Origin of the sequence: Streptomyces sp. NPDC002057 (assembly GCF_040296665.1) — a bacterium.
Lineage (GTDB): Bacteria > Actinomycetota > Actinomycetes > Streptomycetales > Streptomycetaceae > Streptomyces.
In genome coordinates this window covers 242,838-258,782 of the sequence record NZ_JBEOXR010000001.1, presented here as the reverse complement: position 1 = coordinate 258,782, position 15,945 = coordinate 242,838, and the positions used below count along the sequence as shown (strand labels likewise).

The following is a 15,945-nucleotide window of genomic DNA, read 5'->3' as shown; positions in this document are numbered from 1 at the left end:
GTCCCATGGCGAAGCGCGGAAACAAGCGTCGGGCCCGCAAGAAGAAGAACGCGAACCACGGCAAGCGGCCGAACGCCTGACGCCGAAGGCCTGACGATGTGCGCCGGGGCCCCGGGGATCGGACTCCTCGGGGCCCCGGCGCGTGCGCACCCGCCTCAGCAGGTGCGGCGGTCGCGCGCCGGGTCGTACAGGTGGCTGTCGCGGAACTCCGAGGCCGCGAGGGTGCGGCCGACCAGGATGACGGCCGTCTTCGTGATGCCCGCCGCCTTCGTCTGCGCGGCGATGTCGTCGAGGGTGCCCCTCAGCACGACCTCGTCGGGGCGGCTGGCCATGGCCACGACGGCGGCCGGGCAGTCCGCGCCGTAGTGGGGGACGAGTTCGGCGACGACCCGGTCGACGTAGCGGGCGGCCAGGTGGAGGACGAGCAGGGCGCCGCTGCGGCCCAGGGTGGCGAGGTCCTCGCCCTCGGGCATGGGCGTCGCCTGCTGCGCGATCCGGGTGAGGATGACGGTCTGGCCGACCGTGGGGACGGTCAGCTCCCGCTTGAGGGCGGCCGCCGCCGCCGCGAAGGCGGGGACGCCGGGCACGACCTCGTACGGGATGCCGTGCGCGTCGAGCCGCCGCATCTGCTCCGCGACCGCGCTGAAGACGGACGGGTCGCCCGAGTGCAGCCGGGCCACGTCCTGGCCGGCCTCGTGGGCGCGGACGATCTCGGCGACGATCTGGTCCAGGTCGAGGTGGGCCGTGTCGACGAGGCGGGTGTCCGGCCCGCATTCGGCGAGCAGCTCGCGCGGGACGAGGGAGCCCGCGTACAGGCAGACCCCGCAGGCCGCGAGCGTCCGCGCGCCCCGCAGGGTGATCAGGTCGGCCGCGCCCGGGCCCGCACCGATGAAGTAGACGGTCATCCCTCTTCAGAACCTTTCGTTACGGACCACTGCGTGACCGGCATCGCCTGGCGCCAGCCGGTGAAGCCGCCGACGGGGACGGCGGTGGCGACGGCGAGCCGGACCAGTTCGCCGCCGTGGCGGCGGTGGCGGTCGGCGAGCAGCGCCTCGGACTCCAGCGTCACGGTGTTGGCGACGAGCCGGCCGCCGGCGGGGAGCGCGTCCCAGCAGGCGTCGAGGAGGCCGGGGGCGGTGAGGCCGCCGCCGATGAAGATCGCGTCGGGGGCGGGGAGGGCCGCGAGGGCCGCCGGGGCCGGGCCGGTGACCACGCGCAGGCCGGGGACGCCGAGGGCGTCGGCGTTGCGCCCGATGCGCGCCGCCCGTTCCGGGGACCTCTCGACCGCGATCGCCCGGCAGGAGCGGTGGCTGCGCATCCATTCGACGGAGATGGAGCCGGAGCCGCCGCCGACGTCCCAGAGGAGTTCGCCGGGGGCGGGGGCGAGGGCGGCGAGGGTGGCGGCGCGTACGTACCGCTTGGTGAGCTGCCCGTCGTGTTCGTACGCCTCGTCGGGCAGTCCGGGCACGGCGCCGAGCCGGAGGGTGTCCGGGTCGCGTACGCAGTCGAGGGCGAGGACGTGGAGCGCGTCGGTCCGCTCGTGGGGCCAGTCGGCGGCGGTCGCGTCGAGGATCCGCTCGCGCGCGCCGCCGAGCTGCTCCAGGACCCGGACGCGGGTGCCGCCCCAGCCGGTCGCGCGGAGGTGGGCGGCGACGTCGGCGGGGGTGCCGGGGCCTTCGCCGAGGACGAGGAGCCGGCGTCCGGGGTGGAGCGCGGCGGAGAGCGCGGCGAGCGGCCGGGCGACGAGGGAGACCGTCTCGACGGTCTCCAGGGGCCAGCCGAGCCGGGCGCAGGCGTAGGAGACGGAGGACGGGTGCGGGTGGATCCGGAGGCGGTCGGCGCCGACGGTCTCGGCGAGGGTGCGGCCGATGCCGTAGAAGGACGGGTCGCCGCTGGCGAGGACGGCGATCTCCCGGCCGCGGTGGGCGTCGAGCAGTCCGGGGACGGCGGGGCGGAGCGGGGAGGGCCAGGTGATCCGCTCGCCGGGGCAGTCGTCCCCGGGGAGCAGGTCGAGCTGGCGGGGGGCGCCGACGAGGACCTCGGCGGCGCGCAGGACGCGGCGGGAGCTCTCGGGGAGTCCGTCCCAGCCGTCCGCGCCGATTCCGACGACCGCTATCGCACCGTTCACGTCGGCGACTTTACGGGAGGGCTTCCGGGGGCCCCGGGGAGCCCCGGGCTCGCGCGGCCTCCGGGGCGCGCACCCGCCCGACCCCCGGGCGGCCCGGGCCCGGGCGGCCTCCGGGGCCCTCACCCGGATGACCACCGGGCCCGGGTCCGGGGCCCGAGGCGCGCGTCCGTGCGGCGTACGGGGCGCCTCCGGCCGGGGGAATAGGGCAGGGGGGTGCGCCGTTGGAGCGAATAGTTTACGATTCAACCAACAGCCCCCGAGGCGAGAGGTGAGCACGATGCAGTTCGGGATCTTCACCGTCGGTGACGTGACGACCGACCCCACCACCGGCCGTACCCCCACCGAGCACGAGCGGATCAAGAACACGGTCGCGATCGCGCTCAAGGCCGAGGAGGTCGGGCTCGACGTCTTCGCGACCGGCGAGCACCACAACCCGCCGTTCGTGCCCTCCTCCCCCACCACCCTCCTCGGGCACATCGCCGCCCGCACGGAGAACCTGATCCTCTCCACCTCCACGACGCTGATCACCACCAACGACCCGGTGAAGATCGCCGAGGACTACGCGACCCTCCAGCACCTCGCCGACGGCCGCGTGGACCTGATGATGGGCCGCGGCAACACCGGCCCGGTCTACCCGTGGTTCGGCCAGGACATCCGGCAGGGCATCCCGCTCGCCATCGAGCACTACGCGCTCCTCCACAAGCTGTGGAGGGAGGACGTGGTCGACTGGGAGGGCAAGTTCCGCTCCGCCCTCCAGGGCTTCACCTCCACCCCGCGCCCGCTCGACGGCGTCCCGCCCTTCGTCTGGCACGGCTCCATCCGCTCCCCCGAGATCGCCGAGCAGGCGGCCTACTACGGGGACGGCTTCTTCGCGAACCACATCTTCTGGCCCAAGCAGCACACCGAGAAGATGGTCCGCCTCTACCGCCAGCGGTACGCCCACTACGGCCACGGCACCCCCGAGCAGGCCATCGTCGGCCTCGGCGGCCAGGTGTTCATGCGCAAGAACTCGCAGGACGCGGTACGGGAGTTCCGCCCGTACTTCGACAACGCGCCGGTCTACGGCCACGGCCCGACCCTGGAGGAGTTCTCCCGGGAGACGCCGCTGACCGTCGGCTCGCCGCAGGAGGTCATCGAGCGCACCCTGTCCTTCCGCGACTACGTGGGCGACTACCAGCGGCAGTTGTTCCTCGTCGACCACGCGGGACTGCCCCTCAAGACCGTCCTGGAGCAGCTCGACATCCTCGGCGAGGAGGTCGTCCCCGTGCTGCGCAAGGAGTTCGCGAACCTGCGCCCGGCCGACGTCCCCGGCACGCCCCCGCTCCACCCCGCCGTCCTCGCCCGGACCACCACCACCACGAAGGAGTCGTAAGCCATGCGGACCCTGAAGCTGGTCGCCGTCTCCGCCGGTCTCAGCTCCCCCTCCTCCACCCGGCTGCTCACCGACCGGCTCCTCCAGGCCGCCCGCTACCGGCTGGCCGAGCAGGAGTACGCCGTCGACGTCCAGGTCGTCGAAGTGCGCGACCTCGCCGTCGACATCGCCAACAACCTCGTCACCGGCTTCCCCTCCGGGCGGCTCCAGGAGGCGATCGACACGGTGACCGGCGCGGACGGGGTCATCGCGGTGACCCCCGTCTTCACCGCCTCGTACAGCGGGCTCTTCAAGTCGTTCTTCGACCTGATCGACCCGGCCGCGCTGACCGGCACCCCGGTCCTGATCGGGGCGACCGGCGGCACCGCCCGGCACTCGCTCGTCCTCGACCACGCCCTGCGGCCGCTCTTCGCCTACCTGCGGGCCCTCGTCGTCCCCACCGCCGTCTACGCGGCGTCGGAGGACTGGGGCTCGGGCGGCGACGAGGCCTCCCCGAAGGGACAGAGGGACGGGCTGCCGTCCCGGATCACCCGGGCGGGCAACGAGTTCGCCGACACGGTCGCGGCCCGGCCGTCCCGGCGCGTGGACGACGACGAAATCGTCCCGTTCGAGCGCCAACTGGCCGATCTCCGCCTGGATTGATCGATTTGTTACGTTGTGGGGGAGGGTTCCCGACAACGAACGGAGGTCGGCGATGGCCGGCAGGATCGTGGTGGGCGTGGACGGATCGGAGCCGTCCCTGAAGGCGCTGAAGTGGGCGGCCGGACAGGCCGCCCTGACCGGGGGCTCCCTGCAGACGGTGATCAGCTGGGAGTATCCGGCCTCGTGGGCGACGCTGATGCCGGGCGCGGCACCGGAGTTCGACCCCGAGCGGCTCGCGAAGCAGATCCTCGACGAGTCCATCGACCAGACCCTCACCCCGGGAGAGGCCGCGGCCGTCACCCGGACGGTCGTCGGCGGCAACGCCCCGCAGGCCCTCCTCGACGCGGCGAGGGGCGCGGCCCTCCTCGTCGTGGGCGACCGCGGCTACAGCGGCTTCAAGGCGGCGATGCTCGGCTCGGTCTCCTCCCACGTCACCCAGCACGCCCCGTGCCCCGTGGTGGTCGTACGGGGCGGGGGCGGCGACTAGAGCTGTCCGGCCCTGGGCGTCGGACCGGGCGGGAAGGGTCCAACAGGCCCTGGAGCCCCGTCGGGCTCAGTCGGCGGGCACCACGTCCGCGACCACGCACGCCACGTTGTCCGGGGCGCCCAGGTCCCGCGCCAGCGCGACCAGGGCCCCGGCCGCGTCGTCCGGGGTGGCGTCCGCGGCGAGCGCACGGCGGATGTCCTCGGCCGGCGCGACCGCGGAAAGCCCGTCCGTGCACAGCAGATAGCGGTCCCCCGGCCGCGCCTCGTGCACGCCGAGTTCCGGCTCGGGCGGCACGTCCCCGCCGTCCAGGGCCTTGAGCAGCAGCGCCCGGTCGGGGCGGTCGGCGGCCTCGGCCGGGTCCAGTTCACCCGCGTCGACCAGCGCCTGGACCACGGTGTGGTCGCGGGTGAGCCGCACGAGCGTGCCGTCCCGCAGCAGGTACGCCCGCGAGTCGCCCACGTGCGCGAGGGCGAGACGGCCGCCCGTCCACAGGGCCGCGGTCAGCGTCGTGCCCGACTCCGGGAGGCCGGCCACCGCGCCGTCGGCGCCGTACACCCCGTCCTCCAGGGCGTTGAGCATGTCCCCGGCGCGTGCCGACGGGGACGGCGGCGGTACGGACCGCAGCGCGGCGACCGCCGCCCGCGCGGCCCGCTCCCCCTCGGGGCCGTACCCGTCGGCGACGGCCAGCAGGTGCGGGCCCGCGTGGGCCGCGTCCTGCTGGCCGTCGCGGACCAGGCCGCGGTCCAGGCGTACCGCGGTCCGCAGCGCGAAGGAGGGTGTCGTGGTCATCTCGATGGGTCCCTTCAGCCGGTCCACCAGGGAGGCCGCCAGGTCGCGCCGGGCCGCCGTCTCCGACTCGATCCGCGCCCAGTGGGCGCGGATCGCGCGGGACGCGGCCGCCGGGTCCGACGCGTACAGCGCGCAGACCCGGCCCACCTCGGCGAGGGGCATGTCGATCCGCCGCAGCCAGCCGATCAGCCGGGCCGGTTCGGCCTGGTCACGGGCGTAGTACCGGTAGCCGGTGAACGGGTCGACGCGGGCGGGCGGCAGCAGACCGAGCTCGTCGTAGCGGCGCAGCGCCTTGGCGGAGAGCCGGGAGACGCGGGCGAAGTCCCCGATGGTCAGCAGGGGCACGGGGGTGGGCACGGACCCGGGCGTGGGCCCGGGCGTGGACACGGACTCGGCGTCGCGCACGGCTCTCTCTCCTCCCTGTGCCGGGCTGTCGGCCCGGCACGGCCGATGGTGGGCCTTCCCCGCGGGGGAAGGTCAAACGGGAGGACCGGCACGGGACCCGGCCCCGCGCACGCCGTCGTCCGGCGCACGACACGGACGCCCGCCCCCCACACGCCGTCGCCCGGCGCGCGACACGGACGACCCGCCCCGCGCACGCCGTGCGTCCCGCCGTCGCCCGGCGCATGATGCCCGTATGGACATCAAGCTGGAACTGATCGGCGTGCCCGTCACCGACATCGACCGGGCCAAGGCCTTCTACGAGCGGGTGGGGTTCCACGCCGACCACGACATCCCGGTCAGCGACGACATCCGCTTCGTCCAGATGACCCCGCCCGGCTCGGCCTGTTCGATCGCCTTCGGCAAGGGGATCACGGAGATGGCCCCGGGCTCCCTCGACAACATGCAGGTCGTCGTCGCGGACATCGAGGAGGCCCACGCCGACCTCACCGGCCGCGGCATCGAGGTGAGCGCGATCGACGACCAGCCGTGGGGCTCGTTCGTCTACTTCGCCGACCCGGACGGCAACCGCTGGTCGGTGCAGCAGACCACCCCGCGGGGCCAGTGACCGCACGCGGCGCTACTTGCGGTTGTAGAGCCGCATCGTGACCGCTCCGAAGACGACGACGAGGACGACCGACCACCCGAGCGTCCAGGCGATGTCGGCGGCCGGCCAGTTGCCCGCCATCAGCTCCCGTACCGCCGTCGCCAGATGGGTGACCGGGCTGTTGTTGACGAAGGCCTGGAGCCACCCCGGCATCGTCTTCGGGTCGACGAAGACGTTCGACAGGAACGTCAGCGGGAAGATCACCATCATCGAGACGCCCATGACGGACTTCTCGCTGCGCAGCAGCAGACCGAACATGGTCCAGATCCACGAGAAGGCGAACGAGAACACCAGCAGCAGCGCGACCCCGAGCAGGACGCCCACGATCCCGCCGTCCGGCCGGTAGCCGATGATCATGCCGACCGTCAGCATCACGGCCGAGGCGATCACATAGCGGACGATGTCGCCGAGGAGATAGCCGACCATCGGCGCGGGCCGCCAGATGGGCAGGGTCCGGAAGCGGTCGAAGACACCCTTCTCGATGTCGGTGTTCACCGAGACCCCCGTGTACATCGTGATCATCACGACGCTCATCACGAGGATGCCGGGCAGCAGGAACTGGATGTAGGCGGAGACCGAGCCGGCCAGCGCACCCCCGAAGAGGTACGTGTACATCAGCACCATCATGATCGGGAACGCCGTCACGTCGAACAGCTGCTCCGGCACGTGCTTGATCTTCAGCATGGCCCGCCAGCCGAAGGTCATCGAGGCGGAGAGCGCGCTGGGGCGCGGTGGGCGGGAGTGTCCGACGAGGAGCGCGGCCAGCTCCTCCGCCCGGGGGGCCTCGAAGTCGACGGCCTCGGCCGTCCGCGTGTCCTTGCCGGTGGAGACGGTGGTCATGCCGCCGTTCCTTTCCTGTCCGTCAGTGCCAGGAACACCTCGTCCAGGCTGGGCTGGCCGAGGGCGAAGTTGTCGACCGTGATCCCGGCCCGCGCCAGCTCCGCGAGCGCCCGCGCGGCCTGCTCGGAGGCGCCGAGGTCCGTCCCGTGGCCGTTGACGGTGGCGGTGAGCGCCACCGGGTCGGGGTCGAGCTGGACGGTGGCCCGCAGGGCCTCGGCGAGGACCCGCTCGGCCCGCGGGCGCTGCTCCGGGTCCCGGAGCCGTACGTGCACCGAACCGGAGCCGACGGAGGCCTTCAGCTCGCCCTTCGTGCCCTCCGCGATCACCTTCCCGTGGTCGATGACGGCGATGCGGGAGGCCAGCTGGTCGGCCTCGTCCAGGTACTGGGTGGTCAGCAGGACGGTGGTGCCCTGGGCGACCACCGCGCGGACGATGTCCCAGACCTGGTTGCGGCTGCGCGGGTCGAGGCCGGTGGTCGGCTCGTCGAGGAAGAGCAGGTCGGGGGTGTTGAGGATGGACGCGGCGATGTCGATGCGCCGCCGCATGCCGCCCGAGTAGTTCTTGACCTGCTTCTCGGCGGCGTCCGCGAGCCCGAACGCGGTGAGCAGCTGCGCGGAGCGCTCGCGGGCGGCGGGCCGGGCGTGGCCGAGCAGCCGGGCGAGGAGGATCAGGTTCTCGGTGCCGGTCAGGTCCTCGTCGACGGAGGCGTACTGACCGGTGAGGCTGACGCGTCCGCGCACGGTGTCGGCGTCCTTGACGACGTCCTTGCCGAAGACGCGGGCCCGTCCGCCGTCGGGACGCAGGAGCGTGGCGAGCACCTTGACGGCGGTCGTCTTGCCGGCGCCGTTGGGCCCGAGCACCCCGTAGACGGTTCCGGCGGGAACGCGCAGGTCGATGCCGTCGACGGCGCGGTTGGTCCCGAAGACCTTGACCAGGCCTTCGGTCTCGATGGCGAGGTCGGTCATACCGTGAGCCCTCCGGGAGAAGACGGCGCTCCTCCCAGTCTCCGTCGCCCCGCCCCGTCCCGCCAGGGCGGGGAACCGTCTCTTCCGCCCGGACCGCGTCCGGGGGCCGGGCCCCGCCCGCCCGGCACGGCCCCGAGACGGACCCCGGGCCGCCGTCCGGGAGGCCGCCCGGGGTGTGCTGACGGCGGGGACGTCAGTACGGCGCGGGCCGTCCGGCGGCGTCCTCGTGGGTGTAGTAGTGGTAGTAGGCGGCGGCGACGTTGACGGCGCCGAAGGCCAGTCCGAGGCCGCTCGACGACAGGATGCTGGCCCCCGACAGGCTGAACAGGAAGCCGACCGCGATGCCCGAGAGGGCGCCCCAGGCGACCGCCCGCAGTTCGCGGGGGAGGGCGCGGCCGTGCCGGTGGAGGGTGTGGATCCCCACGGCGAGGACGATGGCCGAGACGAGGCCGACCCACAGCTGCCCCAGGGTGGTGGGGCCGCCCTGGCGCGCCACGGTCGCCGCGTAGAGGCCGTACAGGACGCCGACGACGATCGGCACCGCCCAACCGTGCGTACTGAACTGGCGCCTCGTGGGCACCGCTGCGTGTGCGGCCATGGCAGGAGCTCCTTGTCTCTCGCCCCCCTGCTGCGTCCCGCACCCTCCAGGGCACACCCCCGGCCGGTGCCCCGCAAGTGGATCAGGCGGCGGGCCGCACGGCGACGGCGTCGATCTCGAAGAGCATGCCCGGCAGGGCGAGCGCCGCGACCCCGCTGAGGGTCTGCGCGGGGAGCCGCTCGCCGAAGTGGGCGTGGAGCGCCTTGCCGAGGACCTCCAGCTTGGCGAGGTCGTGCTCGACGATGTACGTGCCGAGGCGGACGACGTGGGCGAGGCCGAGTCCGACGCCTTCCAGGGCGTGCCGCAGGTTGGTCAGGGAGAGCTCGACCTGGGCGGCGAAGTCGCCGGAGACGGGGGCGCCGGTGGCGTCGGAGGCGTACTGGCCGCCGATGAAGACGAGTTCGCCGGGCGCGGAGACGGCGTGGCTGTAGCCGAAGGGGGTGGGGTCGTGGAGGGTGCCGGGGTTGGTGATGTTCCGCTGGTCGCCGGAGCCCTCGGTGATGTCGGTACGCGTGGTCATGACGGGTCGTTCCTTCCGGAGAGTACGGCCACCGGGCAGGCGGCCAGGGTGAGCGCGGCGCCCGCGAGGAGCACCGTGGTGAGGGGGTACGCGTCGGCCAGCAGCCCGCCGAGGAGGCTGCCGAGGGCGATCGCGAGGCAGAAGACGCTGACGTTGAGGCCGGTGGCGGTCTCGACGTCGTCGGGAGCCGCGGCCATGAACCAGGACTGGAGCGCGACCGAGACCCCGCCGTAGGCGAGCCCCCAGAGGAGCAGCAGTCCGGCGCCGGTGACGGCGGAGCCGCCGACGAGGTGGCTCGCGAGGAGGACGGTGCCGAGCGCGGCGGCGATGACCGCGAGCGTGCGGCCCGGGGCGCGGGCGGCCCGGGCCCCGGCGAGGAAGTTGCCGGCGACGCCCGCGGCGCCGTACCCGAGGAGGAGCGCGCCGAGCAGCGGGCCGGGGATCCCGGAGTGGTCGGTGAGCAGGGGCCGGACGAAGGAGTACGCGAGGAAGTGCCCGGTGACGAGGGCGAGGGTGATCAACAGCCCGGACCGCACCCGCCGGTTGCGGCGGGGGAGGGAGAGGAGCGTGAGGAGGGAGGGGGCGAGGGAGAGGGGAGAGCGGGGGGACGCGGGCGGGGACCCCTCGCCGGGCACGGGCCGGGGTGCCGCGTCGGGCACGGGCCTGGACCCCTCGTCGGGTACGGGCCGGGGTGCCGCGTCGTCGGTCGCTCGGGGTGGGGTTGCGGGCGCCGTGGCCTTCCCCGTTCCGGGCAGTCGGGGCAGCAGGGCACGGAGCGCGGCCGCCGCGAGCAGTGCGAGGAGCCCCGTGGCGGCGAACGCCCAGCGCCAGCCGACCCGTTCGGTCAGGAGGGTGGCGGCGGGGACGCCGAGGACCGAGGCCGCCGAGACGCCGCCGAAGACCACGGCGGTGGCCCGTCCCACGGCGGCGGCGGGCACGAGCCGGGGCGCGAGGCCGCCCGCCAGCGCCCAGAACCCGCCGATCGCGACGCCGAGGAGGACCCGGGCGGCGAGGACGGCCGCGAGGTGTCCGGCGAGGGCGGACACCAGGTTGGCGGCGGCGGAGAGGAGCAGGAGGGCGACCAGGAGCGTGCGGCGGTCGGCGCCGGCCGCGCGGACGGTGACGAGGGGCGCGGCGAGCGCGGCGACGAGGCCGGGCACGGTCACCATGAGGGCGGCGGTGCCCTCGGAGACGGAGAGGTCGGCGGCGGCCGGTGTGAGCAGTCCGACCGGCAGGAGTTCGGCGGTCATGACGGTGAAGATGCCGAGGGTGACGGCGGCGACGGCGGGCCGCCCGCCGTCGGCCTCCCCCGGGTCCCGCAGGCGGTTCCGACCGCTTCTTAACTGGACATCAGACATCCAGAATTCCCCCCTTGTGAAGCCCTCCCGGGCGGGAGGGCGGTCGTGTCAGACGTTGGCGAACCAGCGGCGCAGCCGGTCGGGCGCGGTCGGCGCCTGGAGCTCCGCCCGCTCCCGGACGTCCTCCAGGGTCTGGGCCACGAGCTCGCGCCGCCAGGCCAGGTCGGCCCGGCCCATGGCTCCGGCGATGGCGCACTCGGCGGCGTACGTCCCTCCCGCCCCGGGTCCGTGCTGCCGGATCTCGGTGCAGCGGAAGGCCTCGTCGGGCCCCTCGATCGCGGCGACGACATCCATGAGCGTGATCCGGTCCAGTCCGCGCGCCAGCCGGAAGCCGCCCTTGGGTCCGGAGACCGAGGTGACGATCCCGGCGCGGGCGAGCGCCTGGAGCTGCTTGTTGAGGTAGGCGGGGGGCAGCTCGTGGTAGGCCGCGAGCCGTGCGGCGGTGACCGCGCGGCCCGGTCCGATCCAGGCCAGGTTCAGGCAGCTGTGCAGCGCCCACTCCACGCCCTCGCTCATCTTCATAACCTGGACTCTACATATCCAGAATCAAGAGGGCAAGGAGGGGAGGCCCGCATCGGGAGACCCCTGTCACACGCCCGTGACACGGCGAGGAACCTTCCGTCGCACAAGATCCGTAACTTTGTTCACGCAGCCCGCCGCACCTCCAACGGCCCCACCCGGACGAGTAGACGGCATGCGGCTCTCCTCTTCCTCACCTGCCTTCCAGGAGTCGTCATGCGCACCGCCCTCCGCACCGCCATCACCACCGCCGCCCTCGCCGGTGCCGTCCTCGTCCCGGCCGCCGGCGCCTTCGCCGCGACGCAGCCGCACCCGGCCGGCGCCCCGAAGGCGGCCCCGGCGGCCGCCCCGGCCGCCGAGACCCCGGCCACCGGGGCCCCGAAGGGCGAGACCACGACCGGAGGCACGGCGGGCGGGACGGCGGACGGGACCGAGGGCAAGGACACGGCCAAGGGCGCGACCGGAGGCACGACCGGGGGCGCGGGCGCGACCGGGGGCGCCGGTGACGGTCAGCTCGGCGAGCAGGGCCCGGAGGTCACGGCGGGTACCAGCCTCGGCCGCCGCCCGCTGGCCGACGGCGGCTACGCGGAGCTCCACCGCAAGGACACCGGTGCCTACCTCGCCGACATCCACTCCGCCCAGGGGCAGGTCACGGGCCGCCTGAAGGCGGACGGCAGCGGCGCGGGCGACCAGTTCGGCACCGTCTTCGTCGTCCTGGAGGCCGACGGCACCCTCGCCTCCTGGCGGAACCCGGAGCCGGCCGGCGGCGACTACAGCGAGGTCCGCGAGGGCTGCGCGGTGACCCGGTACGCCGCCGCGCCCTTCCAGGACGTGGACATGGCCCTGACGAACAGCCCCGAGGGCCCGGTCGCCCGGCTCACCCAGAACGGCAAGGTCATCGCGGTCCTCGACGGCGGCCACGACACGGCCCTGTACGGCGGCGCCCGCATCAAGGGCCTGCTCGACCCGGCCCCGGCGGTCCCGAGCCTCCAGATGCGGGTGCACGGCGGCCCGATCCCGTGGGCGGGCCTGGCCTTCCCGGCGGTCCCGAAGGGGTGCGCCACCGACGCCGGGAAGACCCCGGACACGAACACGGGCACGGGCACGGGCACTGGCACCGGCACCGGCACCGGCGCGGACCAGGGCTCCACCCCCGCGCCCGCCCCGCAGCACGCGACCCAGACCGGGGCCGAGGCGGCCACCGCCCCGCAGACCTCCGTCGTCCCCAAGGGCTCCGTCGCCGCCGGCGCGGAGCCGGTCGCCGCCGACCACACCCTCGCCTTCGCGGGCGGCGCCGCCCTCGCGGGCGCGGGCGCGGCCGGTGTCGCCCTGGCCCTGTTCCGCCGCCGCGGAGCCGCCGCCGCCTGATCCCCGTACGAGCCACGCGTCCCGCCGAGCACCGGTGCCCCGCCCTTCCCCGGGCGGGGCACCTCGCGTTTCAGCCGTCCTCGGCCGCCAGCGCCGCCAGCCGTCCGAGCGCCTCGTCGAGCACCGCGTGCGGGGGAGAGGCGAGGCCGATCCGGATCGCGTCCGGGGCCGTGCCCGGGCCCACCGCGAAGGCGCTCCCGGGGGTGACCGCCACACCCGCGCGGGCGGAGGCGGCGGCCGCGAAGGTCTCCGCCCGCCACCGCGCGGGCAGCTCCCACCAGCAGTAGTACGCGTACGGCGAGCTCCGCACGGTGTGTCCGGCCAGCCGCCGCCGCACCAGGGCGTGCCGGGCCTCCGTGTCCGCGCGCTTGGCGGCGACCGCCTCGGCGACCGTTCCGTCGCCGGTCCACCGGGTGGCGGCCGCGAGCCCGAGGCCGCCCGCCGTCCAGGCGCCGGAGCGCAGGGCCTCCGCCACCGCCGTACGCAGCCGTCCGGGCACCACCAGGTAGCCGACGGTCAGCCCGGGGGCGAGCCGTTTGGAGAGGCTGTCGACCAGGAGGACCCGCTCGGGGACGTGGGCGGCGAGCGGGGCGGGCGCGTCCGGTACGAGGAAGGCCCAGGTGGTGTCCTCGACGGCCGTCAGGTCCAGCCTCCTGAGCAGCTCGGCCAGTTCGGCCCGGCGCTCCTGGCCGGCGGTCGAGGAGAGCGGGTTGTGGAGGGTGGGCTGGAGGTAGACGGCGGCCAGCGGCGCCGCCCGGTGGGCCGCCGCGAGCGCCTCGGGCCGTACCCCTTCGGCATCGAGGGCGAGCGGGACGAGCCGGATGCCGAGCCGCTCGGCCACCGCCTTGACCAGGGGGTACGTGAGCACCTCGACGCCCAGCCGGCCGCCGGGCGGGACGAGGGCGGAGAGCGCGGCGGCGATGGCCTGCCGGCCGTTCCCGGCGAAGAGCACACTCTCGGGTTCGGGCGTCCAGCCGGGCCGGGCGAGGACGGCCGCCGCCGCGTCCCGGGCCTCGGGGGTGCCGGTGGCGGCGGCGGGCCGGGAGACGGCCTCGGCCAGCACGTCGGGCCGGGCGAGGGCGGCGAGCGCCCGGGCCATCAGCTCCGACTGTCCTTCGGCGACCGGGTAGTTGAGCTGGAGGTCGACGGGGGCGGCCCCGGTCGCCTCGGCGAGCGCGGGGCCCGGCAGCGGGGGCGCGGCCCGGACGAAGGTGCCGCGTCCGACCTCCCCGACGACCAGGCCCCGGCGGGCGAGTTCGCCGTAGACGCGGATGGCGGTCGAGTTCGCGATGGCGTGGCGGCGGGCGAAGACCCGCTGCGGCGGCAGCCGGTCGCCGGGCCGCAGCCGCCCGTCGCGTACGGCCGCCTCGACCCGGTCGGCGATCCTCCGGTACTCCTCCACGACATCCCCCTCCGTACCGCGTGCTCCTCCACGGCGTGCCCTCCGCACGGCGCCACGATCGCGGCGCTCCCAGCATCGGCGCGGTCCCACCATCGGCGCGCTCCCACCCTCGCACCGCGCCACGATCCCACCGCCCCCACCATTGCACCGAGAGCAAAGATCTTATTGCACCGAGCAGTTGGGGCTGCCTAGCCTGCGGACATGCACGTCACCCGCACCCCCGACGCCGAGATCCACTACGAGGACAAGGGCGAGGGCCCCGCCCTCCTCCTCGTCCACGGCCACCCCTTCGACCACACCATGTGGCAGCCGCAGATCGACCGCTTCTCCCGCACCCACCGGGTGATCGCCCCCGACCTGCGCGGCTACGGCGCCACACCGCTCGGCGCGCACCCGGACTCCACCGGCCTCGACGTCTTCGCCGAGGACCTCGTCGCCCTCCTCGACGACCTGCGCGTCGAGCGCTGCGTCCTCGCCGGCCTCTCCATGGGCGGCCAGATCGCCATGGAGCTCTACCGCCGCCACCCCGAGCGGATCCGGGGCCTCGTCCTCGCCGACACCTTCCCCGCCGCCGAGACCGACGAGGGCAGGACCGCCCGCAACGCCATGGCCGACCGGCTCCTCGCCGAGGGCATGCGGGGGTACGCCGACGAGGTACTGGACCTGATGGTGGCCCCGTACAACACCCACGCCGCCCCCCACGTCCACCGCATGATGCGCTCCACCGACCCGGTCGGCGCCGCCGCCGCCCTGCGCGGCCGGGCCGAGCGCCCCGACTACCGGGAGACGCTCACCACGGTCCCGTTCCCCGCGCTCGTCGTCGTCGGCCGGGACGACACCTACACCCCGGTCGCCGACGCCGAGTCCATGTGCGCGCTGCTCCCCCACGCCACGCTCGCCGTCATCGAACGGGCCGCGCACCTGCCCAACCTGGAACGCCCCGAGGAGTTCGACGCGGCACTGGAGAGCTACCTCGGCTCACTCGTACGGCCCAGCTGAACGGTCGGAACCGGCCGAACGCTCCGACGATGGGGCCATGAGCCAGAACACCGCACCTCCCCGCAAGCCGAGTTCCTCCACCGGCGCCTGGGCCGCCGGAGGCACCCTCTTCGCCGGCGTCCTCATGCTGGTCACCGGCTTCATGGACATCTTCCAGGGCATCGCAGGCATCGCCGAGGACGACGTCTACACCCGCGTCGGCGACTACGTGTTCAAGTTCAACCTGACCACGTGGGGCTGGATCCACCTGATCCTCGGCGTCATCCTCGTGATCGTCGGATACGGCGTCCTCAAGGGCGCGGAATGGGGCCGGGTCGCCGGTATCGCCCTCGCCTCCCTCAACCTCCTCTTCCAGTTCCTCTTCCTGCCGTACCAGCCGTGGTGGGCGCTGTTCTCGATGGCCATCTCGGTCTTCGTGATCTGGGCGCTGGCGACGGACGACGCGTACGGCCCGAACGAGAGGTACTAGGTGGGAGGCATGCGGCGAACCACGGCGGCGGCGCTCACCCTCGCCGCCACGACGGCCCTCGCCCTCACCGGCTGCGACACCGTCAAGGAGACGGCGGGCGGCATCGTCTCCACCGCCACGGCGGCCGTCGCCTCGGCCGCCGAGGAGAAGATGAACGAGGTCAAGGACGGGGTGAACGCCACCGGCGACGTCACCGCCGGAGCGACCCGCACCGACGGGGACCGCACGGTCGCCGAGATCACGGCCACCAACCCGAAGGACGCGAACGCCGACTACACGATCCTGGTCACCTTCCGGGACGCGGACGGCAACTTCCTCGACTCGGTCGTCGTCAGCATCGACGGCGTGGCACCCGGAGCGTCCAAGACCGGTACGGCGCGCAGCAATCGGACGCTCTCGGGCGAACCGAAGGCGGAGATCGGACAGGCCCTGCGACACTGA

19 protein-coding genes are annotated in these 15,945 nt (G+C 74.4%); 9 read left to right on the top strand and 10 right to left on the bottom strand.

The genetic code is table 11. From position 1 onward, the window contains the following. Nucleotides 1-5: 5 nt before the first annotated feature. Nucleotides 6-80 (top strand): 50S ribosomal protein bL37, encoded by a 75-nt coding sequence (locus tag ABT129_RS38020; protein ID WP_015034725.1) that lies wholly within the window; start codon nt 6-8, stop codon nt 78-80. 75 nt (nt 81-155) lie between these two features. On the opposite strand, the gene cobM is transcribed toward ABT129_RS38020, so the two are convergent. Continuing rightward, entirely contained in the window at nt 156-905 is a 750-nt protein-coding gene (cobM, locus tag ABT129_RS01170; RefSeq protein ID WP_351895008.1) for a precorrin-4 C(11)-methyltransferase, read from the bottom strand. Continuing rightward, complete coding sequence (gene cbiE / locus ABT129_RS01165) at nt 902-2,128, bottom strand: precorrin-6y C5,15-methyltransferase (decarboxylating) subunit CbiE (RefSeq protein ID WP_351895005.1); 1,227 nt, start codon at nt 2,126-2,128, stop codon at nt 902-904. Before cbiE ends, cobM begins: the two co-directional genes overlap by 4 nt. Before the next feature lie 277 nt (nt 2,129-2,405). Here cbiE and ABT129_RS01160 point away from each other — a divergent pair, with 277 nt between their 5' ends. From ABT129_RS01160 to ABT129_RS01150, 3 genes are read left to right on the top strand one after another with little or no spacing between them, the layout of a single operon-like run. Continuing rightward, nucleotides 2,406-3,500 carry an LLM class flavin-dependent oxidoreductase gene (locus tag ABT129_RS01160; RefSeq protein ID WP_351895003.1) on the top strand — a complete coding sequence of 365 codons (1,095 nt, stop codon included), beginning with the start codon at nt 2,406-2,408 and terminating at the stop codon, nt 3,498-3,500. Nucleotides 3,501-3,503: 3 nt separating this feature from the next. Next, nucleotides 3,504-4,142 (top strand): FMN reductase, encoded by a 639-nt coding sequence (locus ABT129_RS01155; RefSeq protein ID WP_351895002.1) that lies wholly within the window; start codon nt 3,504-3,506, stop codon nt 4,140-4,142. Between the two features lie 52 nt (nt 4,143-4,194). Next, entirely contained in the window at nt 4,195-4,629 is a 435-nt protein-coding gene (locus tag ABT129_RS01150; RefSeq protein WP_351894999.1) for a universal stress protein, read from the top strand. Between the two features lie 66 nt (nt 4,630-4,695). Here the strand turns inward: ABT129_RS01150 and ABT129_RS01145 are convergent, their stop codons facing one another. Further along, nucleotides 4,696-5,763 carry a MerR family transcriptional regulator gene (locus ABT129_RS01145; RefSeq protein WP_351895287.1) on the bottom strand — a complete coding sequence of 356 codons (1,068 nt, stop codon included), beginning with the start codon at nt 5,761-5,763 and terminating at the stop codon, nt 4,696-4,698. Between the two features lie 292 nt (nt 5,764-6,055). Here ABT129_RS01145 and ABT129_RS01140 point away from each other — a divergent pair, with 292 nt between their 5' ends. After that, entirely contained in the window at nt 6,056-6,427 is a 372-nt protein-coding gene (locus ABT129_RS01140) for a VOC family protein (protein ID WP_351894998.1), read from the top strand. 12 nt (nt 6,428-6,439) lie between these two features. Here ABT129_RS01140 and ABT129_RS01135 read toward each other — a convergent pair whose 3' ends face one another. The 6 genes from ABT129_RS01135 to ABT129_RS01110 form a co-directional block, all read right to left on the bottom strand. After that, nucleotides 6,440-7,306: an ABC transporter permease gene (locus ABT129_RS01135; protein ID WP_351894996.1), complete on the bottom strand. Its 867-nt coding sequence runs from the start codon at nt 7,304-7,306 to the stop codon at nt 6,440-6,442. Then, nucleotides 7,303-8,271, bottom strand: coding sequence for an ATP-binding cassette domain-containing protein (locus ABT129_RS01130; protein ID WP_351894993.1), 969 nt, complete (start codon nt 8,269-8,271; stop codon nt 7,303-7,305). The genes ABT129_RS01135 and ABT129_RS01130 overlap by 4 nt, the downstream gene beginning before the upstream one ends. A gap of 193 nt (nt 8,272-8,464) precedes the next feature. Continuing rightward, the gene (locus ABT129_RS01125; protein ID WP_351894991.1) at nt 8,465-8,869 is read right to left on the bottom strand and encodes a hypothetical protein; all 405 of its coding nucleotides are present in this window, start codon (nt 8,867-8,869) and stop codon (nt 8,465-8,467) included. An 82-nt stretch (nt 8,870-8,951) separates the two neighbouring features. Continuing rightward, entirely contained in the window at nt 8,952-9,389 is a 438-nt protein-coding gene (locus ABT129_RS01120) for a RidA family protein (RefSeq protein ID WP_351894989.1), read from the bottom strand. Next, nucleotides 9,386-10,747: an MFS transporter gene (locus tag ABT129_RS01115; protein WP_351894986.1), complete on the bottom strand. Its 1,362-nt coding sequence runs from the start codon at nt 10,745-10,747 to the stop codon at nt 9,386-9,388. The genes ABT129_RS01120 and ABT129_RS01115 overlap by 4 nt, the downstream gene beginning before the upstream one ends. Nucleotides 10,748-10,795: 48 nt before the next feature. After that, nucleotides 10,796-11,263, bottom strand: a complete 468-nt coding sequence (locus ABT129_RS01110) for an RrF2 family transcriptional regulator (protein ID WP_351895285.1) — start codon at nt 11,261-11,263, stop codon at nt 10,796-10,798. Nucleotides 11,264-11,482: 219 nt separating this feature from the next. Here ABT129_RS01110 and ABT129_RS01105 point away from each other — a divergent pair, with 219 nt between their 5' ends. After that, nucleotides 11,483-12,634: a hypothetical protein gene (locus ABT129_RS01105; protein WP_351894984.1), complete on the top strand. Its 1,152-nt coding sequence runs from the start codon at nt 11,483-11,485 to the stop codon at nt 12,632-12,634. A gap of 70 nt (nt 12,635-12,704) precedes the next feature. On the opposite strand, the gene ABT129_RS01100 is transcribed toward ABT129_RS01105, so the two are convergent. Further along, nucleotides 12,705-14,036 (bottom strand): aminotransferase-like domain-containing protein, encoded by a 1,332-nt coding sequence (locus ABT129_RS01100; protein ID WP_351894982.1) that lies wholly within the window; start codon nt 14,034-14,036, stop codon nt 12,705-12,707. A gap of 201 nt (nt 14,037-14,237) precedes the next feature. On the opposite strand from ABT129_RS01100, the gene ABT129_RS01095 reads away from it, so the two are divergent. Genes ABT129_RS01095 through ABT129_RS01085 form a run of 3 tightly spaced genes read left to right on the top strand, consistent with a single transcriptional unit; the run spans nt 14,238 to nt 15,945 of the window. Beyond that, nucleotides 14,238-15,035: an alpha/beta fold hydrolase gene (locus tag ABT129_RS01095; RefSeq protein ID WP_351894979.1), complete on the top strand. Its 798-nt coding sequence runs from the start codon at nt 14,238-14,240 to the stop codon at nt 15,033-15,035. A 37-nt stretch (nt 15,036-15,072) separates the two neighbouring features. Continuing rightward, nucleotides 15,073-15,504, top strand: a complete 432-nt coding sequence (locus tag ABT129_RS01090) for a DUF7144 family membrane protein (RefSeq protein ID WP_351894977.1) — start codon at nt 15,073-15,075, stop codon at nt 15,502-15,504. Nucleotides 15,505-15,513: 9 nt separating this feature from the next. Then, nucleotides 15,514-15,945, top strand: a complete 432-nt coding sequence (locus ABT129_RS01085) for a hypothetical protein (RefSeq protein ID WP_351894975.1) — start codon at nt 15,514-15,516, stop codon at nt 15,943-15,945.